The organism is Paraburkholderia sp. EG304, assembly GCF_046543485.1.
GTDB lineage: Bacteria > Pseudomonadota > Gammaproteobacteria > Burkholderiales > Burkholderiaceae > Paraburkholderia > Paraburkholderia youngii.
In genome coordinates this window covers 53,977-73,414 of the sequence record NZ_JBKGUA010000009.1, presented here as the reverse complement: position 1 = coordinate 73,414, position 19,438 = coordinate 53,977, and the positions used below count along the sequence as shown (strand labels likewise).

The 19,438-nt window shown below is 65.2% G+C and carries 12 protein-coding genes; 8 read left to right on the top strand and 4 right to left on the bottom strand.

Going from position 1 to position 19,438, the window contains the following annotated elements; all coding sequences use genetic code 11:
• Window positions 1-264: 264 nt before the first annotated feature.
• Genes ACLFKU_RS13320 through tssJ form a run of 6 tightly spaced genes read left to right on the top strand, consistent with a single transcriptional unit; the run spans window position 265 to window position 9,920 of the window.
• Window positions 265-1,245, top strand: coding sequence for a hypothetical protein (locus ACLFKU_RS13320; RefSeq protein ID WP_410849400.1), 981 nt, complete (start codon window positions 265-267; stop codon window positions 1,243-1,245).
• On the top strand, window positions 1,242-4,826 hold the full coding sequence (locus ACLFKU_RS13315; RefSeq protein WP_410849399.1) for an ImcF-related family protein: 3,585 nt from the start codon (window positions 1,242-1,244) through the stop codon (window positions 4,824-4,826). Before ACLFKU_RS13320 ends, ACLFKU_RS13315 begins: the two co-directional genes overlap by 4 nt.
• Window positions 4,827-6,413, top strand: a complete 1,587-nt coding sequence (gene tssA, locus ACLFKU_RS13310; protein WP_410849398.1) for a type VI secretion system protein TssA — start codon at window positions 4,827-4,829, stop codon at window positions 6,411-6,413.
• Window positions 6,414-6,427: 14 nt separating this feature from the next.
• The gene (gene tssF, locus ACLFKU_RS13305) at window positions 6,428-8,242 is read left to right on the top strand and encodes a type VI secretion system baseplate subunit TssF (protein WP_410849397.1); all 1,815 of its coding nucleotides are present in this window, start codon (window positions 6,428-6,430) and stop codon (window positions 8,240-8,242) included.
• Window positions 8,239-9,372, top strand: coding sequence for a type VI secretion system baseplate subunit TssG (gene tssG, locus ACLFKU_RS13300; protein WP_410849396.1), 1,134 nt, complete (start codon window positions 8,239-8,241; stop codon window positions 9,370-9,372). Before tssF ends, tssG begins: the two co-directional genes overlap by 4 nt.
• A 26-nt stretch (window positions 9,373-9,398) precedes the next feature.
• Window positions 9,399-9,920, top strand: a complete 522-nt coding sequence (gene tssJ / locus ACLFKU_RS13295; RefSeq protein WP_410849395.1) for a type VI secretion system lipoprotein TssJ — start codon at window positions 9,399-9,401, stop codon at window positions 9,918-9,920.
• Window positions 9,921-9,934: 14 nt separating this feature from the next.
• Here the strand turns inward: tssJ and ACLFKU_RS13290 are convergent, their stop codons facing one another.
• The 4 genes from ACLFKU_RS13290 to ACLFKU_RS13275 form a co-directional block, all read right to left on the bottom strand.
• On the bottom strand, window positions 9,935-10,528 hold the full coding sequence (locus tag ACLFKU_RS13290) for a ParB-like protein (protein ID WP_410849394.1): 594 nt from the start codon (window positions 10,526-10,528) through the stop codon (window positions 9,935-9,937).
• An 84-nt stretch (window positions 10,529-10,612) separates the two neighbouring features.
• Window positions 10,613-11,227, bottom strand: a complete 615-nt coding sequence (locus ACLFKU_RS13285; protein WP_410849393.1) for a transglycosylase SLT domain-containing protein — start codon at window positions 11,225-11,227, stop codon at window positions 10,613-10,615.
• A gap of 115 nt (window positions 11,228-11,342) precedes the next feature.
• A complete protein-coding gene (locus tag ACLFKU_RS13280; RefSeq protein WP_410849392.1) occupies window positions 11,343-13,097 on the bottom strand; it encodes a murein transglycosylase A in 1,755 nt (584 codons plus the stop codon).
• Window positions 13,098-13,134: 37 nt separating this feature from the next.
• Window positions 13,135-15,120, bottom strand: a complete 1,986-nt coding sequence (locus tag ACLFKU_RS13275) for a protein kinase domain-containing protein (RefSeq protein ID WP_410849391.1) — start codon at window positions 15,118-15,120, stop codon at window positions 13,135-13,137.
• A 277-nt stretch (window positions 15,121-15,397) separates the two neighbouring features.
• Between ACLFKU_RS13275 and ACLFKU_RS13270 the strand changes: the two genes are divergently transcribed.
• Entirely contained in the window at window positions 15,398-17,662 is a 2,265-nt protein-coding gene (locus tag ACLFKU_RS13270) for a CHAT domain-containing protein (protein ID WP_410849390.1), read from the top strand.
• Window positions 17,663-17,682: 20 nt separating this feature from the next.
• The gene (locus ACLFKU_RS13265; protein WP_410849389.1) at window positions 17,683-19,356 is read left to right on the top strand and encodes a ShlB/FhaC/HecB family hemolysin secretion/activation protein; all 1,674 of its coding nucleotides are present in this window, start codon (window positions 17,683-17,685) and stop codon (window positions 19,354-19,356) included.
• Window positions 19,357-19,438 lie beyond the last annotated feature (82 nt).

The window sequence follows — 19,438 nt, the reverse complement described above, 5'->3', positions numbered from 1 at the left end:
CGAATGCCAATCGATTTCGCTCGCGTACCGCCGCGGATGGCTGTACCGGCGCCTCCACAACTATCAAAACTGGTTTGGACTGCGCTTCTAGTCGTCCTCCTTTGTTTTGGTGCCGCACTAACACTTGTTCTTTGGCCGCAAGGCAGATCAACCAATCCGATCTGGTTTTGGTTCTGTCTAGTCGGCTATCCGATGCTTTCATGGACATTTTTGCTGTGCCTCCGTCTTGGTTATCTACATGCGCGACGCAGTGAGGCACTGGCGGTGAATCACGTGAGCGACTGCGAGATGGAAAGATGCCACGCCGTTGCCAGCGTGCCACTCGCGCTGATAGGTCATACGTGGCGTTTCTCGGCTAATCGCGATGAGAATGATGTTCAGGGTGTTGTCGATGGTAGCCTTAGGTTGAAAACTCGGACAAGCGGAGCCAAGCCGAATACCGATGTTGACGCACGCTGGATAGAAATCCCGAATCAGGAGGTCCATTCCGGAAACGAACTCACGGAATATTCCCGCCATCGTGTGGTCTGCAACTGGCTTCTGGCCGAGTTGATCGAAGATCTGTCGCCGCAGTTCGCAGCTCTTTCTGCGGGCACAACGCTTCATTTTGAAGCAGTTTCGTACTGCGCCCTCGAGACCATCGACGTTTCCGACAGACTCGAGAAACTTGTCATCGGCAAGTTCCCGGGTTTGCGAATGATCGCAAAACCGTCGACAGAGCCGTCCTCGGTGTTCCGTACGGATGCGCTACTCGACAGCATGAGGCCGGGTGTCGTTCATCTGCTGGTCGCGGTTCAATTGCGCGAAGCTGTAAGCGAGCGCTTGCAGGACGGTGATGCTGAGGCGGGCGTCGCATTACTGTTGGGACATTCAATCATCGCTGAGAAGAAGCCGGAGTCCAGTGCGTTGCTGTTACATCGCCCCGCACGTGGTCGGGCCAATTCCATAGGCGAGACGCTCGAAAACGCGATGCGTTGGGGAAAAGCCACGTCGGCGAATGTTGGCGCTCTCTGGAGTCACGGAATTTCACCGGATATGGAGGTCGCAATCAGGTCATCGTCCCAAATCGACGGAAACAAATCCCGGATTGACTTGAGAACCACCGTTGGGGATTGCGGAGAGGCGGGGGGATGGTTAGCCACCGCACTCGCAGCAGAATTCGCCGCGCGAACCGGCGATCCCCAACTCGTTCTTACGCAGGAAAACCGCGACCTGATCGCGCTGGTGTGCAGAAAACAAGCATGAGTGAGCACAAGTCTGAACCCGTAGCCCTTTTTATCGGCATCGGCATTTGCATTCTATTCGTTGCGCTGGGTCTGACTGTCTGGCTAGAAGGTCCGGCGCACGGATGGACGCAAGAGACACGAATTATTATCGAATTGTGCCTGCTCTCGGGCATGCTCATCGCGCTGATGCTCGTGAAGTACTTCGAGGCCGTCGTGCTCTGGATCGCATCGATGCGCGCGACGCAGTGGTTCGCCCGCTACGATTCGAAAAATAAGCGAGCACGAGGCGCGAGCGAAGACCCGGCATTAGCGCATTTCACTGCACCGGAAAATATTGTTGCGTTGCGCGAAGCGCTCCGCGCCCTCCACGGCCGCCACTGGCGCTACCGCGACCGCTGGCTCCTGCTAACCGGCGACCTCCCCCTGGTAAAACGCCTCGCTCCCGGCCTCGCCGAAACCGGCTACGCCATCACCGGCAACACAGTCCTGCTCTACGCAGCTCAAACCAGCACGACCCTCGATACCACCTGGCTCACCGAAATCCGCCGCCTGCGCCGCCGCCGGCCGATCGACGCAATCGTCGCGATAACCCGCAACCGCAGCTCAGCCAACTCCCCCTTCGACGCCGACGCGCTCGCCCAACGCCTCGCGTGCCACGCGCGTGCACTGCGCTGGTCTGCGCCTGCCTATCTGCTCAACGTAACGGACTTCAGCACCGAACCGAAGGGCGACGACGAAGCGATCGGCCTAACGTGGTCGAACGCCCGAGTGCATGCGGCCCACATCGACGACTCGCTACAAAACCTCACGCGCCGCCTCGCGGACGCCGGCGTCCTTCGCCTCGCCGACGACAAACACGATCGCTATCCGGCGGAGTTGTCGCAACATATCGAAAGGCATTCCAGCGCGTTGTCGGGACTGGTCGCGCAGACCGCGCATTCGAGGTACTGGCGCCAGGCCGTCCACGGCCTTCTGTTCGCGCCGCTCTTCAAGGAGCGCGAACTAGCCCCGCCCGCGACCCCTGACGACGACAAAGACAACGCAGACGAATACCCCGAAGCGGAACGCATCACCCCCCTAAACCGCACGCTCTGGCAAACCATCGCCGACCACAGTCGCAAGCTCCACGGTCACCGCATCGGCTTCTCGCTATCGACCACCGTCGCGTGGACGGCCTCCGCGGCGATCGCGCTATGGATCACCGGCACGATGATCTCGGGTTTCACGAACCGCACAACGATCCACACCGCCGCCGATACGCTAACGAAGCTCGCGAAAGCACACGACCCAAGCCGATCGATGCAAACGCTCGACACACTCGACAGGCAGATCGACACGCTCGAATCTCACCAGCGTGACGGCGCCCCACGCCTCGCACGCTTCGGCCTGAACCGCGACGCCGCGTTGCTCGACGCCCTATGGCCCAGCTATGAAAACGCCGCCGGCCGCATTCTCGTCGGCCCGATCCGCGAGGAGCTGGAGGCGCGGCTGCATCGGGTTGCGTCACTGACCGACGCCGAGATTGCAAGCGGCGGCAGTGGCGAGGTGCAGGCCGCCTACGACACGCTGCAGACCTACATGATGCTCGCCAGGCCCCAACGCGCGGTCGCGGCCTTCCTCGCACCGCAGCTCGCCGCGACGTCCGCACCCGCGCGTCCCGCCAATTCGCCGCTGTCGGCCGGCGCATGGGAGGACCTGCGTCAGCACACCATCGCCTTCTTCGCGAATCATCTAGGCCAGCGTGCCTCGACAAGCGGCTCGTCGCTCGCGAGCGTCGCCGACAGCGGTCTGATCTCGGCGACGCGCCAAACGATCATCGGCGTGCGTGGCATCCAGAACTCGACCGACGCGGTCTATCAGCAGATCCTCGACGACGCCAAAGCCAAATACCCGCCCGTGCCGCTCGCGACGCTGCTCGGCGACACATCGAGCCGCGGTTTGTTCGGCACCACGGCCACGGTCCCCGGCGTCTTCACGCGCGCCGCGTGGGAGGAGCGCATCGCAAAAGCGATCGACGACGCGAGCGAGCAGAGCAAGGTCACGGGCGACTGGGTGCTGTCGGACGTCGAAAACAAAACCGAGCCGCCGTCGTCGCTGAAAGCCGAGCTGCGTCAGCGCTATTTCGACGACTACGCGCGCGCATGGGGCCGGTTCCTGAACAGCCTGCGCTGGCAATCGGCACCGTCGCTGTCCGCCACCGCCGATCAGCTAACGCTGCTCGGCGACCCACAGCGCTCGCCGCTCGTGATGCTGATGAACGCGATCGTCTATCAGGCGGGCACTGGCGCGCGCACGCAATCGCTGTCGGACACGCTGGTCAGCAAAGCGCAGCAACTGGTCGGCGCAGACCAAAAAAATCCGTCGAAGCAAACGCAGCCGCCGCTTGCACCGCTCGCAGTCGCGTTCGGGCCGATCCTGCGGCTTGCCGGAAGCGATCTAGCGTCCGGCGTCACGAGGGCGAACGCGAAGTCCGCCGCGCAACTGGCCGCGACCGGCGATCTCAGCGTCGCGCGCTATCTCGAACGCGTGACCGCGATGCGTCTGAAGATCGAGCAGATCGTGTCGAGTCCCGACACCGACGCGATGGCGCGGATCGCCGCGCAGGCGGTGCTGCAGGGCAAGACCTCGGACATCGCCGACAGCCGCGATTACGCAAGCCGCGTTGCCGCGAGTCTCGGCGAGCGGTGGGCCGGCTTCGGCGGGCTGTTCCAGGGGCCGCTCGATCAAACGTGGCAGGTACTGATGCAGCCAGCCGCGGCGAGCCTCAACGAGATCTGGCGCACGGCGATCGTGGCTGACTGGGACGGCGCGTTCGGCGGCCGTTATCCGTTCGCGGACTCCGACAACGACGCATCGCTGCCGGAAATGGCGCGCTTCATGCGCCCCGACAACGGCGTGATTACGCAGTTCGTCACAACGCAACTGGCGGGTGTGGTCGAACGGCAGGGCGATCGCTGGATCGCCGCGCAGGGCACGAGAAACGGCCGCGCATTGACGCTCGATCCGGCGTTCCTCGACGGACTGAACGAAATGACCCGCGCATCGACGGTGCTGTTCCCGTCCGGCGACGCCCACGTGCGCTACGAATTGCGCGCGGTGCCGACGCCGGGCGTCACCGACATGCGTTTCGTGCTGTCGGGCCGCGAACTGCATTACTTCAACCAGAAGGAAGGGTGGACGCCATTCCTGTGGCCCGGCGATTCGCTCGAAAACCTGTCGCATATCGAATGGCAGACCGAGCACGGCGGCTTGCGCTCGGCACTCGACGCTCAAGGCCGCTTTGGCCTGATCCGTCTACTCGAACGCGCTCAGGTGTCGCAACAGGACGCCGCGCGCTATGTGCTGTCGTGGCAGCCCGACCAGAGCGAGGGCATCCCATTGCGCGTACAGCTGCGCAGCGAGGCTCGCTCGGGCCCGCTCGAAGTGCTCTCGCTGCGTCACTTCAAGCTACCCGCTCGAATCTTCGTGACCGGCAACCCAAAGAGCGCGCCGAAGCTATCCGAGGCGAACCTGCCGCCGCCATTGCCGCCCGCGGCGCTCAACGCGGCGAAGCATGCGGCCGTGGGCCTGCCGCAAGGTTCGCTGCCGGAGGTTGAATAAATGCTGTCGAGTTTGTTGAAGACGCTGTTCCCGTCGCGCGACGAAGAACAACGCGTACGCGCGCGTCTCGATGCGTGGAGCGCATGGCTTCAGCCGCTGCCCGGCGAGCACGGCTGCGGCCGCGACCCGGGCTATGAAGACCTGTTCTTCGAGTTGCGCGAGGAAACGCAAAAACTCTCCGGTATCGACGACAGCCTGGTCGTCCGCTCGTGCGAGCAGTTGCTGAAGGAGACCGGCAAGGATCTGCGTCTCGCCGGTTACTACGCGGTTGCACGTCTGCGCGCGGACGGTCCTTCCGGCTTCGCGGATGGGCTCGAACTAGCGGCGTCGCTCGTCGAGCGCTTCGGCGAGAATGTGCTCCCCGCGCGCGCCGAGGCGAAGAAGGGCGCGCTCGACATGCTTGCCACCACACGCGTCATCGAACTGCTGGAGCGTCGCGGCGAGTTCGCGACGGCCGACCTCGAACGCGCGATCGCCGCGCTGGATCTGCTCGTCACGCGTACGGCCACGTGGAGCGGCGCCGCTCGGCCGAATCTCGCCGCGCTCATCGCGCGCTTCGAGCAGAACGACGCAGCGTCGCGTGGTAATGAGCTCGATCCGGCAACGTCACCCGTCGCGTCGGGCCCAGCTTTTACAGGCAGCCCAAACGTATCGATCGCATCGACGCGCGACCTGCTCGACCAGGTCCGCTCAATGGCGCTGTGGCTACGCGACCAGGAGAACGGTTACCTGTCGTCTGTGCGGCTGGTCCGCACCGTTCGCTGGGACACGCTGCACGAAGTGCCGCCCGTCGATGCGGCATCACGCACACGTCTGATGCCGCCGCGTGGCGAGCTGCGTCAGCAGATGAAGCGGCTCGTGCTGCAAAAGCAGTGGCATGAGCTGCTCGAACGCGTCGAGGGCGCATTCCTGGAGGGCGTCAATCACCTGTGGTTCGATCTGCAGTATTTCCAGCATGTCGCACTCGATCACGTCGGCGCGCCGTACAGCGCATGGCGTGACCAGTTGCGCGGGGATTTCGCGCTGTTTCTCGAACGCTTGCCTGGCATCGAGCGCCTGGCGTTCAACGACGGCACGCCGTTCGCCGACGACGTATCCCTCGAATGGATCGCGCGCCACGCGGTGGTGCGCAATCTGGAGGCGGGCGAGAGTATCGTGCCGCTGCCGGTAGCGGCCGGCAACGACGACGAAGCGACCGGCGACTGGCCCGAGATCGAAGCACAGGCGCGCGACCTCGCGGAACAGGACGGCATCGGGGCGGCATTCGCGTGGCTCGACGCGTTGCCGGGCCTCAAGACAGACCGTCATCGCTATCTGCGGCGGCTAGTGATGGCGCGCCTCGCCGATCACGCGGGTCGCGCGGACACCGCGCTCGCACTGTTCACCGAACTGGACACGAGCGCACGCTCGCTGCCGCTCACGCGCTGGGAACCCGCGCTCGTGTTCGAGGTGAAGCAGCAGTTGCTGCGAACGCTGAAGGCGCTGAGCAACCGTAAGGACGCCGACAAACCCGCGCTCGCGCGCCGCATCGGCGAACTGCAAGCCGAGCTGATCGTGCTGGACCCGGCGCGGGCGTTGACCTTCTGACAAGAACACCAAGCATGGAACACGACGACCCCATCCTGCGCTACTACGAAGCCGAAATGCGCTACCTGCGCGAGGCAGGCAAGGAATTCGCGAGCGCGCATCCCGACCGCGCGCGCATGCTGAATCTCGATCGCGTCGGCGATCGCGATCCCTACGTCGAGCGCTTGCACGAAGGTTTTGCGTTTCTGACCGGCCGTCTTCAGCAGAAGCTCGACGATGAATTGCCCGAGTTGACCGAAGGCCTCGTGAGTCTGCTGTGGCCGCACTATCTGCGGATGATTCCGTCGCTGTCGATCGTCGAGCTGTTGCCGCTCGCGGAGAAGCTGCAGCGAACCGAGCTGGTGCCGGCCGGCGTGCCGGTGCGCTCGGCGCCGATCGCGGTGCCGAACGCGGCAGGCGCCGAGGGCGCGACGCCGAAGACCGTGCAATGTCTGTACCGGACCACGCAGCCGGTCACGCTGCAGCCGCTATCGATCACGCACGCGGGGCCCACTGTGCGCCACGACGGCCGCTCGATCGTCCGGCTCGGCTTCGAGCTCGATCAGTCCGCGCGTCGCAAGGAAACGGACCTGTCGCGCGTGCGGCTGTATCTGAATGCCGATCTGCCGACCGCGTTCGCAATGCATCTGGCGCTTACGCGCGAGGTCGAGGCGATCCACTGGCGCATTCCGGAAGTGCGCGATGGCGAAGCGCTGCCGCTCGCCAACGTGACGATCGAGCCGGCCGGTTTCTCTGCCGACGAGCGGCTGTGGCCAAAGGCCGACGCGGCGTTTTCCGGATACCAGTTGCTGCTCGAATACTTCACGTTTCGCGAGAAATTCCTGTTCGTCGATCTGTGCGGACTCGACGTGACGAAGCTGCCGGACAACTCGACGCGCTTCGAACTGGAGATCGTTCTGAAGCGCGCGTATCCGTCCGAGCAGCGATTCAGCGCGGAAAACGTGCGGCTTTTCTGCACGCCGGTGATCAACCTGTTCGAACTCGATGCCGAGCCGATCGAGATCGATCATCACGAAACCGAATACCGCGTGTTGCCCGCTGGTCATCAGGGCGAGCACGTCGAGACCTATTCGGTCGATGCGATCGAGGCGTTCGATCATGACACCGCCGAGCGCTACGAGTACGTGCCGTTCGCGACGTTCCGGCATCGTGGCGGCATGCTGCGGCACGAGGCGCCCGAGCGCTACTTCCACGCGCGCGTGCGGCCCGGCGTCGCGGGTCTGCATGAGACGTGGGTCGTGCTCGGCGGTCACGCCTGGGAGACGATGCATACGCTGCCCGAGGAAAGCCTGTCGCTGCGCGTAACCGGCACGAACGGCATGCTGCCACGCAAGGGCCTGCGCGAAGCGAGCATCGCCGAGTTGGTGACGAGCACGCCGAACCTCGCCGGCGTGAACAATCTCGTCGCGCCGACGCTGCCGCTCTATCCGCCGACCGGCGACCGCTTCCAGTGGCGTGTGCTATCGCATCTCGCGCCGAATTTCCTGTCGATGATGAACGCGGAAGTGCTGCGCGGCGCGCTCGCGCTATATGACTGGACCAGCGACGAACTGAACCGCCGCCGCCTCGCGGGCATTCTGTGGGTGTCGCAGGAGTTAGTCGAGGAGGTGGCCGGCGGCTCGGTCGAGCGCGGCGTGCATATCGAGGTGACACTCGATTCGCACGCGTTCGCGGGCGAGGGCGACGTGATGCTGTTCGGCGAATTGCTGCAACGCTTTTTCGCTCTGTATGCGGAGATCAATCTGTTCACGAAGCTATCGATTGTGAGCCTGCCGTCGCAGACCCGCACCGATTGGCCGCGCAGCAAGGCGCAACGGGCTCCGTTATGAATGCATTCGCGAACGCTTTCGAGGCGCACAACGAACCGCCGACTCTCGACCCGCTCGTCGCCGCGCTGCTCGCGCGCGCGCCGCGGATGAACTTCATGCAGTTGTGCCGGCTGCTCGAATTGCGGGTTCCGCAGCATGCAGGCTTCGGCACGCGCGATACCCCGGCGCACGAACCGGTACGCTTCCGGCCGCGCGCGCGCACCGGTTTTCCGGCGGGCGAGATCGCCGCGGTCGAATTCGACGATGATCCGGACTCCTTCGTCGCTTACACGCCGCCGACGGTTCGCACGACCTTCATGGGACTCTACGGCGTCGACGCGGCGATGCCGTCGCACATGATCGATGAGATCGTGCTGCGCGAAGAAGGGCACGAAGTGGTCGAAGCCTTTCTCGATCAGTTCAATCACCGTTTCGTCACGCTGCTGTATCGCGCGTGGAAGAAGTACCGCTATCCGGAGAGTTTTCGCGCGGGCGGCAGCGATGCGCATTCGCGCAATCTGCTGTGCCTCGCCGGCTTCGGCTGGGGCGACAAGCCGCAACGTGCAGGCTTGCCCGATTCGCGGATGCTCGCGTTGCTCGGCCTGTTGATCCAGCGTACGCGCACGCCCGAAGGGCTCGCGGGCGTGATCGCGCTCGCGGTACCGGGCGTCGATGTTCGGGTGGATGAGTTCTTTCCCGCGCGCGCGCGCGTCGGCAAGCCGCAACCGCTGACGGCGTTGGCCGCTCGTGCTGGTGCGACCAACGACAACGGCGCGCGCCGCGGCCTCGGCGGCGGCTATGTGCTCGGCAAGCGGCTTGCGTATCGCAGCCGGGCGGTGCGCGTGACGTTGCGGCCGGCCGATGCCGCCCAGGCGCACGATCTGTTGCCGGGTGCGTGGCTGCATCGCGAGTTGATGGCGTTCGTGCAGTTGTATGTCGGGGTGAAGGCCGACGTGCATCTGCATATGGAAATGTCGTCGCGCGTCGCACCGCTGCCCGCGATCCACGGGGAATCGGCCGGACCCGCGCCGCGGCTCGGCTGGACCACCGTGCTGCCCGCCATGAGCGAACGCCTGATCAACGTCGCGCTCGGGGTTTATCAAGCGTTTCCGAAGCCCGCGGCCAATCCGTACCTGACTCGATCCGCGTGATGAACGACGCGCCCAAAGGACTATTGATGAATCTTCGTTCTACCGTTTCCGCCGTTGCGGCCGTTGCGCTGCTGTCGGCGTGCGGCGCATGGCAAGCCGTGTCGGACGCGTCGTCGAGCGCATATCATGCGGTGTTTTTCAAGCAGATCAAGGTGCTCGACGTCGATCTGTCCGCGCGCGAAGCGCTGAACCCCGACGACGCCGGTCGAGCGACATCGGTCGCGGTGCGCGTGTATCAGTTGAAGGACCGCAAGGTGTTCGATGGCGCGTCGTACGAGGATCTTCTAAAGAACGACCGCACGCTGCTCGCGCAGGATTTGCAGGCTAGCATGGCATCGGTGCTGAATCCGGGGGCGTCGGCGAGCCTGTCGCAACCGATGCACGCCGATACGAACTATGTGGCGGTCGTCGCGTTCTATCGCAACCCCGGCGACGGGGATGGCTGGAAGTATGTGATCGCGAAGAAGAAGCTCGACGCGGATAAGCCCCTGAAGATCTCATTGATGGATCAGTTTCTGGTGACGGCGGGCAGTGTGGCTCACGATTGAGTTGAGCCACCGGCTCAATCCCTTCGACCGAGATAGCCCGGCAGTCCCAATGCCGAGTCGCTCTTTGCCAGCTTCAAGGCTTCCTTGAGCAAAGCCGAGAACTTTTCGTCGCTATCGGGCCGCGGCAACATCGCGCGGAAGAAGTCGGCCCAGCGAAATTCTTCCAGCGGGACATTGGTTTTTTCGTAGCCGCCGGCATCGCGGACCGCTGCCGCGAGGCTTCGATATTCGTCGTCTTTCAGTTCCCAGACGTGCTGCGCCAGGTCGGAGAAAGGCCGGCGCACCCCTTGCGCATCATACGGAAAGGTCCATCGTTCGTTTTCCATGCTGAGCCAGAACGACGCCCACGTGTACGAGGAAAGATCCCGCACCAGCACGACCGGAACCGAGCGCACGCCAACCTGCCACAGCGCCGCCGCCACATGGTGATGATCGATCGCGAACGGTATGCCTTTCGGTCCGCAGACGATCGGTATCGGCTTTTCGGCTATGGCCATTTGCAGGTCATGGCCGCTCAGCGATCGGTATTGGCGCGCTTTTTCCCGCACCTCGCGCGCGCCGTGGGTCATCTGCGTCGGACGCAGTTCTTCGATTTGCCGCGTGTCCATGCCGGTCTCCCAATACGGATGCACGACGGTCTACGCATATTTCATGCCCCGAAGGCGAGCGGTTGACGACCGAAGCGCGGGCCGTTATTCCTTTTGCGTACGCAGCAATAGAGCAAAACGCTGCATACGGACGACCACGCGGCGCGCATAGCCCTTTCCGCCCCCGCTGTACCGCCACAGCGCGGCGTTGACGTCGCCCCCAGAGGCATCGAGGTAATCGCGCAATATCGACGAGCCGATGCGGATATTGACGATGGGATCGTCGAGTTCCTCGACACTGGCGAATGCCTGCGGATGGGCGGCGGGCAATATCTGCATCAGTCCGCGGGCACCGGCCGCGCTCACCGCACGCGGGTCGAAGCCGGATTCGACAGCCATCACCGACAACAGCAGAACAGGCGACATCGCATAGCGGTCCGCTTCGGTGAGGACGGCTTGTGCAATCTTCAACGAATCGGCAGTCGATAGGCGAAATTGCGCGCGCAGCGCGGCGACGATGTCGTCGGGACTCGACACGGGATGAGCCTCCGTCGCCTCGCGGCCACCGGATGTTTGCGCCTTGGCGTAGTGCAACAGACTGCAAAGTGCGAGGGCCGTCGTCATTAAAGCAAGCCGCAATAATGTGTATCTCCAACGTGCTTTGGCAACGGCATGGTTTGGTGCGTGCATATGATCAGGGATGAGCCCGGATGCAAGCACTGTAGAGACGATATCGTCGAAGTCTTCAAAAAAGATCAGTAGTGCGCGTAAAAATGGTGTAAAGATCCTGAAGATCTGGAGGGAGTCCTAGCGCCGCGCGCACCGTCGAGGATGCCTACGGCGCATCGTCCACACACAGGACCGGATCGCTGACCAGACAATCCGCATCGGATGCGGCAGGCGCACCGCCGCGCGTTTTCAACGATGTCTGCTGCGCGGCGATGCGCAAGCCTTTGGGCAGCAGCACCCACATGCGCAGCCGCTCTTTGGTGTGGCTCGCCTGGGTCTGCGCGGTTTGACCGAAGCCGTAGAAATAGTCCGCTCTGACGGCGCCCTGAATCGCGCCGCCCGAGTCCTGCGCGAGCATCAGGCGGTTGATCGCACCGGGTGCCTGAGGATCGTCACGCGTGGACACGAATACCGGCGCGCCGAGCGGCGTGGTGCGCGGATCGACGGCCACCGAGCGGCCCGCCGACAGCGGCACGCCCAGCGCGCCCAGCGGACCGTTCGGCGAATCGGGAATCGCACGAAAGAACACATAGCTCGGATCGGAAATCGCGAACACAGGGTGAGGTTTCGGCGCATTCGACGTTTGTGCATTGGTTCCGGCTCCAGCCGCATTGCCGGCAGCGTGCCCGCCAGTGGAGCCCGAGACCGCCGGCCTGATCGCGCCTGCATTCGCTGGCGTGGTCGTCGCCAGTGTGAAACCGCGCAGCAACGGTGAGGTCGGTTCGTCGTCGCCGTCGGCAGCCGTTGCGTTGCCGTTGTTGCTCGCGGCGGCCGCGCGGTCGTCGCTGACGTCGACCTCCATCTCCATGCCACGCACGACGAGCTTGCGCGCGCCGGCCGTCGCGTTGCCGTTGCGCGCGAGCGGCGGCAGGAACGGTCGGCCGTTCTGTTCCGCATAGGCGAAGCGGCGAATCGAGCCGTCGCTCATGCGGACCTTGCCCGCACCTTGCAGCTGCATCGAGTACAGCATCACCGGGTCGTCGACATACGCGAGGATCGGCGCCTTCAGTGCGCCGCGCTCGATCTCGGCGCGGGTGTAGTACGGCACGATGCGCCCGCCGTCGAGCCGCAGGCGGATCTTCTTGTCGCGGATATCCGGCACGCTATCGCGCAGGTCCAGCGCGTAGACGCCCTTGAGGTCGCCAGTCGTTGCATCGCTGAGCGGGATCACGTTACGTCCATCGATGCGCGCCGCGCTCACGCCGCCGCGCGCGCGGTCCGGCAAGCGCCGCGCATCGAGGTAGAGCATGTCGGCCGGCGTGCCGTAGACCGGATAAAGGTAGGCGCCGCCGTACTGCTGGCTGCCGTTGAGCAGCGGCTCGTAGTAGCCGGTCATCGTGCCGTCGAGCGAACGGTCGGGATTGCGGATCTGGTACGCGTTGAAATACGTTTCGAAGAAACGCCGGATCGCCGCGACGTTGCCAACGTCCACAGCTCGCGCAGCATTGCACGGCTCCGACCAGCCGCTGCGCGCGCCGAGCACGGTGCAACTGCGGCGAAACGCTTCCCACGACGCGGTGACGTCGTCCGTATCCCAGCCGGGGAGATCGGCGAAAGCGGTCGGCTCGTAGTAGGCGTGGCGCGTCGCGAAGCCGCCGCTCGACTCGGTCCTCGGTCGCGGGTTATCGGAGCCGGTGGAGGTGCCCGGTGCCGTCGCTTGTGTCGTTGCGGGAGCGGGCGTAGCAGCTGGTACGGTTGGCGGCGCGGTTCGCGATGCCTGCGCCGTTGGCGCAACCTGCTCGACCGGCGATGCCCCTGCATGGCTCGCGTCCCCCAGGATCACGCTGGTCGCGGGCGTGTTGCCCGCGCAAGCCGCGAGCGTGGCTGTCAGCGCAAGCAGGAGAAGCTGAGCCCTTTGCATGCGGCCTCCTTGCGAACCATCGCAAACGTCGGGCGCGCTAGCCGCGCGGCTTGACGGCATCGATGGTGAACGTGGCGGCGCCGAACGCGCCGGCGCAATCCGCGGTGCCTGCCGGGCAACGCGGCTTGCCCGCGAACGGCGAATAATGCGGGCCGCGGCGCGCGGCCGCCTGCTGCTGGGCATCAGCGGGGAACGACTGGAACGGCGCCGCGGACTTCAGTCCGCCGTCGGAAAAATCGCGCGGCGTCGTCGACACCAGCGTCAGGAAGTGATTGGGACCCGGCGGGTTGCCCGCCAGCATCGGCCAACTGGCGCGCGGCAACGACAGCGTCTGACCGCCGGCGATCCGGTTGTTGCGATCGAGTCCGTTCGGAAACAACATCAGGTACTGACCGTCCGGATCGACCATGAACACATACACGTAGCCCGCACGGTTGCTGTCGAGTTTGAACTGCAGATAGTCCTTGCCGATCGTGGCGGACGTTCTGCCCGGGGTGGCGGTAACCTGAATCGACGGATCGGCCAGCGTCACGATTCGCTCCAGTTCGCTGGCGGGGGTGAAGGGTGCGAGATTGTCGGCTTGTTCGGGTGGTGTGGCGGGCGCGGTAATCGTGGCAGGCGAAGCAGGAGCAGCCGGCGCAGCGGGGGCAACAGCAGCAACGGCTGCCGGATTTGGAGCGGCATTGCCAGACGTCTGCGCTGGAGTCTCGGCCGGCTTCGGCGAAGCCGTGTCGTGCGCATTCGTGCTTGCAGTGACAGCCGGGCTCGCGGCCGGTGGTGTACGCATCGCAAACCACGTACCGATCCCCGCGAGGGCCACGACGCAAAGAGCACCTGCCGCGATTAAGCCCGTGCGCTTCCGTTGACTACCGGCTGGTGCAGGAACGGCCGCCGCGGCTGGCTCATCGCGCTTCGCCTCGACAGTGGCGGCTGGCGCCGTTCGCGGCGCAGCGGTACTCGCTGTCTCGACCGAAACGCGCGTGTTGGGTTCGATCGCCGCATCCGCGTCATCCCGCGTATCGATGGCAATTCCCAGTTCGTCTGCCAGCGCCTGGACGCTTTGCGGGCGATCTTCGGGGCGCACCGCGAGCGCATGATCGATCGCGCGCAGGAACCGTTCGCTATACCGGCCGGCCGCGGCAGTGGCGAGCGGCACATACGTGTCGCTCATCAGCCTGCCGACGGAAGGCGGCGGTGTCTTGCCCTGAATCGCGAAATAGACGACCGCGGCGAGTGCGTACACATCGGTCCACGGCCCCTGTTTCAACGCCGCCACTTCGGCATATTGCTCGACCGGCGCATAGCCCGGCTTCAGGATCACGGTCAAGGCCTGGGTCATGTCGCCGATCACGCGCCGCGCCGCGCCGAAGTCCAGCAGCACGGGGCGGCCGCTGCCCTTGAGCAGCATGATGTTGTCCGGCGCGATGTCGCGGTGATAGCACTGCGCCGCATGCAACACCGCCAGCGCTTCGAGCAGCGGCGCAAGCAGCGCGCGCAGCCAGGCTTCATCGGGTGGGGCGCTCATGCGGCGCAAGCCGTCGCGCAGCGTCACGCCCTCGTAATACGGCATCACCATGTACGCGGTGCCGTTGGCCTCCCAGAACCGGTACACCTTGACGAGCGAATGATGATCGAAGCGGGCGAGCAGCCGCGCTTCGTTGATGAAGCTTTTCAGGCCGGCGCGGAAAGTGTCTTCATGACGTTCCGAGCGGACCGATACTTCGGCCGCGCCGACGCGCGTGGCGAGCGCGGCGGGAATGTATTCCTTCAGCGCGACGTGACGTCCTAGCTGGGTATCGTAGGCGAGATAGACGATGCCGAAGCCGCCTTCGCCAATCAGATCGACGATCTCGAACTCGCCGAGCCGGGTGCCGGCGGGCAGCGCATGTTGCGCGTTCGAACCCTGCGCGGCGGGGCGGAGGACGACTGTACGATCGGCGCCCGCCGCATCGGCGGGGTTCTGCTGGCCGTCCGGTCCGGACGCCTGTTGCACGATCACGGTTTTGTCGTCGGGGCTGCTCATCGGCTTTGGCTCCCTGGAGGGTACGACGGCTGAGCCCGGCACATGCGAGCGCCACCCTCACGCGCAGGCGCGTCCATCCTTAAGACGAGCGAGCGAGCCATTTTTTGAAATCGGGCCGGCCCGCGCGCGCGGGCGTTGGTCCGCGTGCGGCCGCCAGTTTCAAAATCGGCGGGCCGAATTCGTCTATACGGTGTTAGTCAACCGCTGCGTGCAGCTTGCGGGTTGTACGCGCATTCCATCCCAGCCGCTTCCTTTTGCCTTCTTGCAGGAAGTTAAAGTGAACGAGCGCCAAGGCCTATCGAGCGGGATGGCACACAGCGTCGTGCAACGCGATTCGCGGCGTGCGCTCGTCGCATGGGTCCCCCGGCTCGATGCCGCGTGGATCACGGGCGCGCTCGTGATTGGCTCGATACTGCTGGGCGCGGCGGGCAATTCGCTGGCCGCCGGCCCGTCCGCCGCCGCGGCGCGGCCCGCGAGCGGCGTGGCCCTCGCGCCCGAGTCGTTCGCCTTTCGTCAGGCCGACGAACGCGAACGCGACGCCGAAACGATCAACACGTTGACGTCCGAAGGGCGTCTGCTGTTGTCGCGTGACCGCGTCAAACTCCCTGCCTACGACTATTGCAGCATGTCCGTCGCGGCCGCCGAGCGCGGCGACTTCCGCGACAGCGTCGATGCCGCGGCGCGCGCGCTGGTGGTGGCCGGGCAGACCAACAATGAGGATCTGGCGGCCCTGTCCAAACGCGACCTCGCGATCGCCTACAGCTATGCCGGCGACCTCGACAACGCCGAGCGCTATGCCCGCGATGCGCTAGCTTCCACACCGAAGGCGCCCGAGCAGGTCTTTGCGCCGGCCAACAAGGTGCTTGGCGATGTCGCGTTGCGCCGGGGCAAGCCGCAGCAGGCGCTGGCCGCCTACGAAGACGCGCTGACGACCGCGTCGCCGCGCTACAAGCCGCTGGTGCTGATGTCGATCATCAACGCGCAGCTTGCCCGGGGCGATACGCTCGGCGCGCGCCAAACCTTCGACGCGGTCGGCGCCCCGGCCACCGCGGAGCTAGCACCCGCCTACCGGCGCATCGAAGGCAATCTGCTGCTGGCCGAAGGCAAGCCCGAGGAGGCGAAACACGCGTTCGAAACGCTGTTGAGCGAAAGCGGCAATTCCAGCGACGCCAACTACGACCGTCTGTGGGCTCACGAAGGCATCGGCCGCGCCGACCTCGCGCTCGGTGACAAGGCGAATGCGCGCGAAGCCTACCTGCTCGCCGTCGACGACTCCGAGAAAATCCGCGCGCGGTTTCGCAGCGACGAGTTCAAGACGGCGCTGTTCGGCGACACGCAAACGGTCTTCGAACAGGCGATCGCGCTGACGGTCGAAACCGGCGACTACGCGATTGCCTGGGATCTATCCGAACGCAGCCGGGCGCGCGCGCTGCTCGACGTGGTGCGCAATCGCGTCGATACCGGCGTCGACGACCGTCAACTGAACGGGCAGGTGCCGAGCCTCGCCGCGACGCGCAATGCGCTCGAGCCCAACGAGGCGATCGTGGAGTTTCACAGTCTCGACAAGGAGCTGATCGTCTGGGTGGTGCGTGCCGATGGCCTGACCGGCCACACGTTGCCAATTGCGCGCGCGGACATGGATGCCGCCGTGACCGACCTGCGCAATGCGATCGTGCGCCGGCGGCCGGCCGCGCTGACCTACGGCGACAAGCTCGACGCGTTGCTGATCGCGCCGCTCGGCCTGCGCCCGAACGAGCGGCTGATCGTCGTGCCGCACGGCGCGCTGCACTATCTGCCTTTTCAGGCTCTGCACGATGCCGACGGCTTTCTGATCGAACGCCATGCGATCGCGCTCGTACCCTCGGCGAGCGTCGCGGTGCAACTCGCGCAGCGCCAGCGGAAGATCGCGAGCGATCTGGTCGCATTCGGCAATCCGACCATCACGCCTGCTTATGCGCTGCCGGGCGCCGAAGCGGAAGTGCAGGGCATTGCGCCGCTGTTCGCGCGCAACGAAGTGTTCCTGCATAGCGATGCCACGCGCCTGAGCTTTCGCGACAACGCGCCCGCCGGACGCGTGCTGCACGTGGCGACGCACGCGCACGCCGACACCATCGATCCGCTGCACTCGAGCATCCTGCTCGCGCCCGCGACGCAGCCCGCCGACGGCCCGGACTCGCTGCTCGCGAAAGACATCTACAACCTGAAGCTCAACGACGTGTCGCTCGTCACGCTGTCGGCCTGCGAGACCGGGCTCGGCCGGATCGCGCGCGGCGACGAGATTCTCGGCTTCACGCGGGCGTTCTTCTATGCCGGCGCAACCAGCCTGATCGTGTCGATGTGGCCGGTCGCCGACGAATCGAGCGCGCTGACGATGCGCACCTTCTACGCGCAACTCGCGCAAGGCCATGAGGCGATCGACGCGATGCGCACCGCGCAACTGGCGGTTCTGCACACGCCGCGCTTCGCGCATCCGTTCTTCTGGGCGCCATTCGATCTGATGGGTGGCTGGCGTTTGACCATCGCGCGTCAGCAACAGGGATGAACCCAACCAACCCTAGACCGATGAGAAGACTCCGACTGATCGCCGCGGCGGTGTCCTGCAGCAGTGCGCTCGCGTGGGGCCAGACATTGCCGAACGCGGGCAGCATCCTGAACCAGACGGCGCCGCGCGAGACCCGGCCCGCGCCGCCGGGCGGCAATCAGGCGCTGCCCGCCGTGCCGCCGCCGGCGGCACCCGTGACGGCGCCCGGCCAGACCTTCCTGCTGAAGAGCATCACGCTGAAGGGCAACGACACGATCGCCAGCGATGCACTGCTCGCGCCCGTGCAAGACAAGCTCGGCAAGCAAACCAGTTTCGCCGGGCTCGAAGAAATTGCCGCGCGCATCACGCAGGTCTATCGCGATCACGGCTATCTGCTCGCCCAGGTGGTGATCCCGCCGCAGGACGTCACGTCCGGCAACGTCGAAATGAGCGTGCTCGAAGGACGCGTCGGCCACGTGCGGCTCGACGTCGCGGCTGGCACGCCGATCCGCGAAGACCTGTTGCGCGCGCGGGTCGCGCAGATTCCGCTGGGCAAGCCGCTGCAGCAGCACGAACTCGAACGGACCATGCTGCTGCTGTCCGATCTGCCGGGTATTCAGGTTTCCTCGGCGATCGAAGCGGGCGAGGAGCCGGGCACGGTCGATCTGACCGTCAACGTCGCGCCGGCCAAACGCTGGACCTTTGCGCTCGATGTCGACAACTTCGGCGCGGAGTCGAGCGGTACCTGGCGGCTCGGCGCGCTCGCGCGCCTGAATTCGCCGTTCATGATCGGCGACAACCTCGACCTGCGGCTGCTCGGCAGCGAACGCGGCGACACGCTCTACGGGCGCATCGGCTACGAAGCGCCGATCAATGCGCAAGGCACGCGCGTCGGGGTCGCGGTGTCGCGGCTCAACTATGTGCTCGGCAAGGAATTCGCGTCGCTCGACGCGCAGGGCGAGGCGACCGTGGTGGACTTCACGCTCACGCATCCACTCGTGCGCACACGCAATCAGAGCCTGTTGGCGCGGGTGAATCTGGAATATCGCGACCTGATCGACAACATCGGCGTCGTCGATCAACACAATCCCAGATCGCTCGTTGAGGGCAGTGTCGGCCTCAGCTACGAAAGCCGCGACGCGCTGTTCGGCGGCGGCTTCAACAGCGCGGATGTCGAACTGTTGATCGGCAGTCTGCATTTTCGCAACGCGCAGGCCGAGGCACTCGATGCGTCGCCGCTCGGGCGCGACACGCAAGGCACCGAAGTGCGCGCGACGTTCTTCGCGAACCGCCTGAACGCGATCACCGAGCGGCTCAGCGTATTCGCAGGCGTGTCCGGCCAGTGGGCCGGAACCACGCTCGACAGTTCGTCGCGCTTCCTGCTCGGCGGACCGCACGCGGTGCGCGCTTATTCGCCGTCCGAGGCACTGGTCGACGAGGGTTTCGTCGCGACCCTCGAAGGGCGCTTTGCGATCGATGCGCGGGCCACCGTGTTCACGTTCTTCGACTTCGGTACGGGCTGGTACAACGCGACGTCGCGCCCGGGCCAGGAGTCGAACGTGATCACGCGCAGTGGCGTGGGTCTCGGCGCGTTCTGGGCCGCGCCGGGCGGTTTTTCGCTACAGGGCACGGTCGCATGGCGCACGACCGGGCCCGATACGACCGGCAACGACAGGTTGCCGCGCTTTTATGTGCAACTGACCAAGACGTTCTAGCAGGCAGCCAAACGCAGCCAGACGCGACCAAACGCAACGCAACGCAACGCAACGACAAGCAGCAATCTGTGCCGAGGTGTGT

Excerpts from the sequence above, each read along its gene's own strand:
- ACLFKU_RS13315 (WP_410849399.1), top strand. The coding sequence starts at position 1,242 with ATGAGTGAGCACAAGTCTGAACCCGTAGCCCTTTTTATCGGCATCGGC.
- tssA (WP_410849398.1), top strand. The coding sequence starts at position 4,827 with ATGCTGTCGAGTTTGTTGAAGACGCTGTTCCCGTCGCGCGACGAAGAA.
- tssF (WP_410849397.1), top strand. The coding sequence starts at position 6,428 with ATGGAACACGACGACCCCATCCTGCGCTACTACGAAGCCGAAATGCGC.
- tssG (WP_410849396.1), top strand. The coding sequence starts at position 8,239 with ATGAATGCATTCGCGAACGCTTTCGAGGCGCACAACGAACCGCCGACT.
- tssJ (WP_410849395.1), top strand. The coding sequence starts at position 9,399 with ATGAATCTTCGTTCTACCGTTTCCGCCGTTGCGGCCGTTGCGCTGCTG.
- ACLFKU_RS13290 (WP_410849394.1), bottom strand. The coding sequence starts at position 10,528 with ATGGACACGCGGCAAATCGAAGAACTGCGTCCGACGCAGATGACCCAC.
- ACLFKU_RS13280 (WP_410849392.1), bottom strand. The coding sequence starts at position 13,097 with ATGCAAAGGGCTCAGCTTCTCCTGCTTGCGCTGACAGCCACGCTCGCG.
- ACLFKU_RS13275 (WP_410849391.1), bottom strand. The coding sequence starts at position 15,120 with ATGAGCAGCCCCGACGACAAAACCGTGATCGTGCAACAGGCGTCCGGA.
- ACLFKU_RS13265 (WP_410849389.1), top strand. The coding sequence starts at position 17,683 with ATGAGAAGACTCCGACTGATCGCCGCGGCGGTGTCCTGCAGCAGTGCG.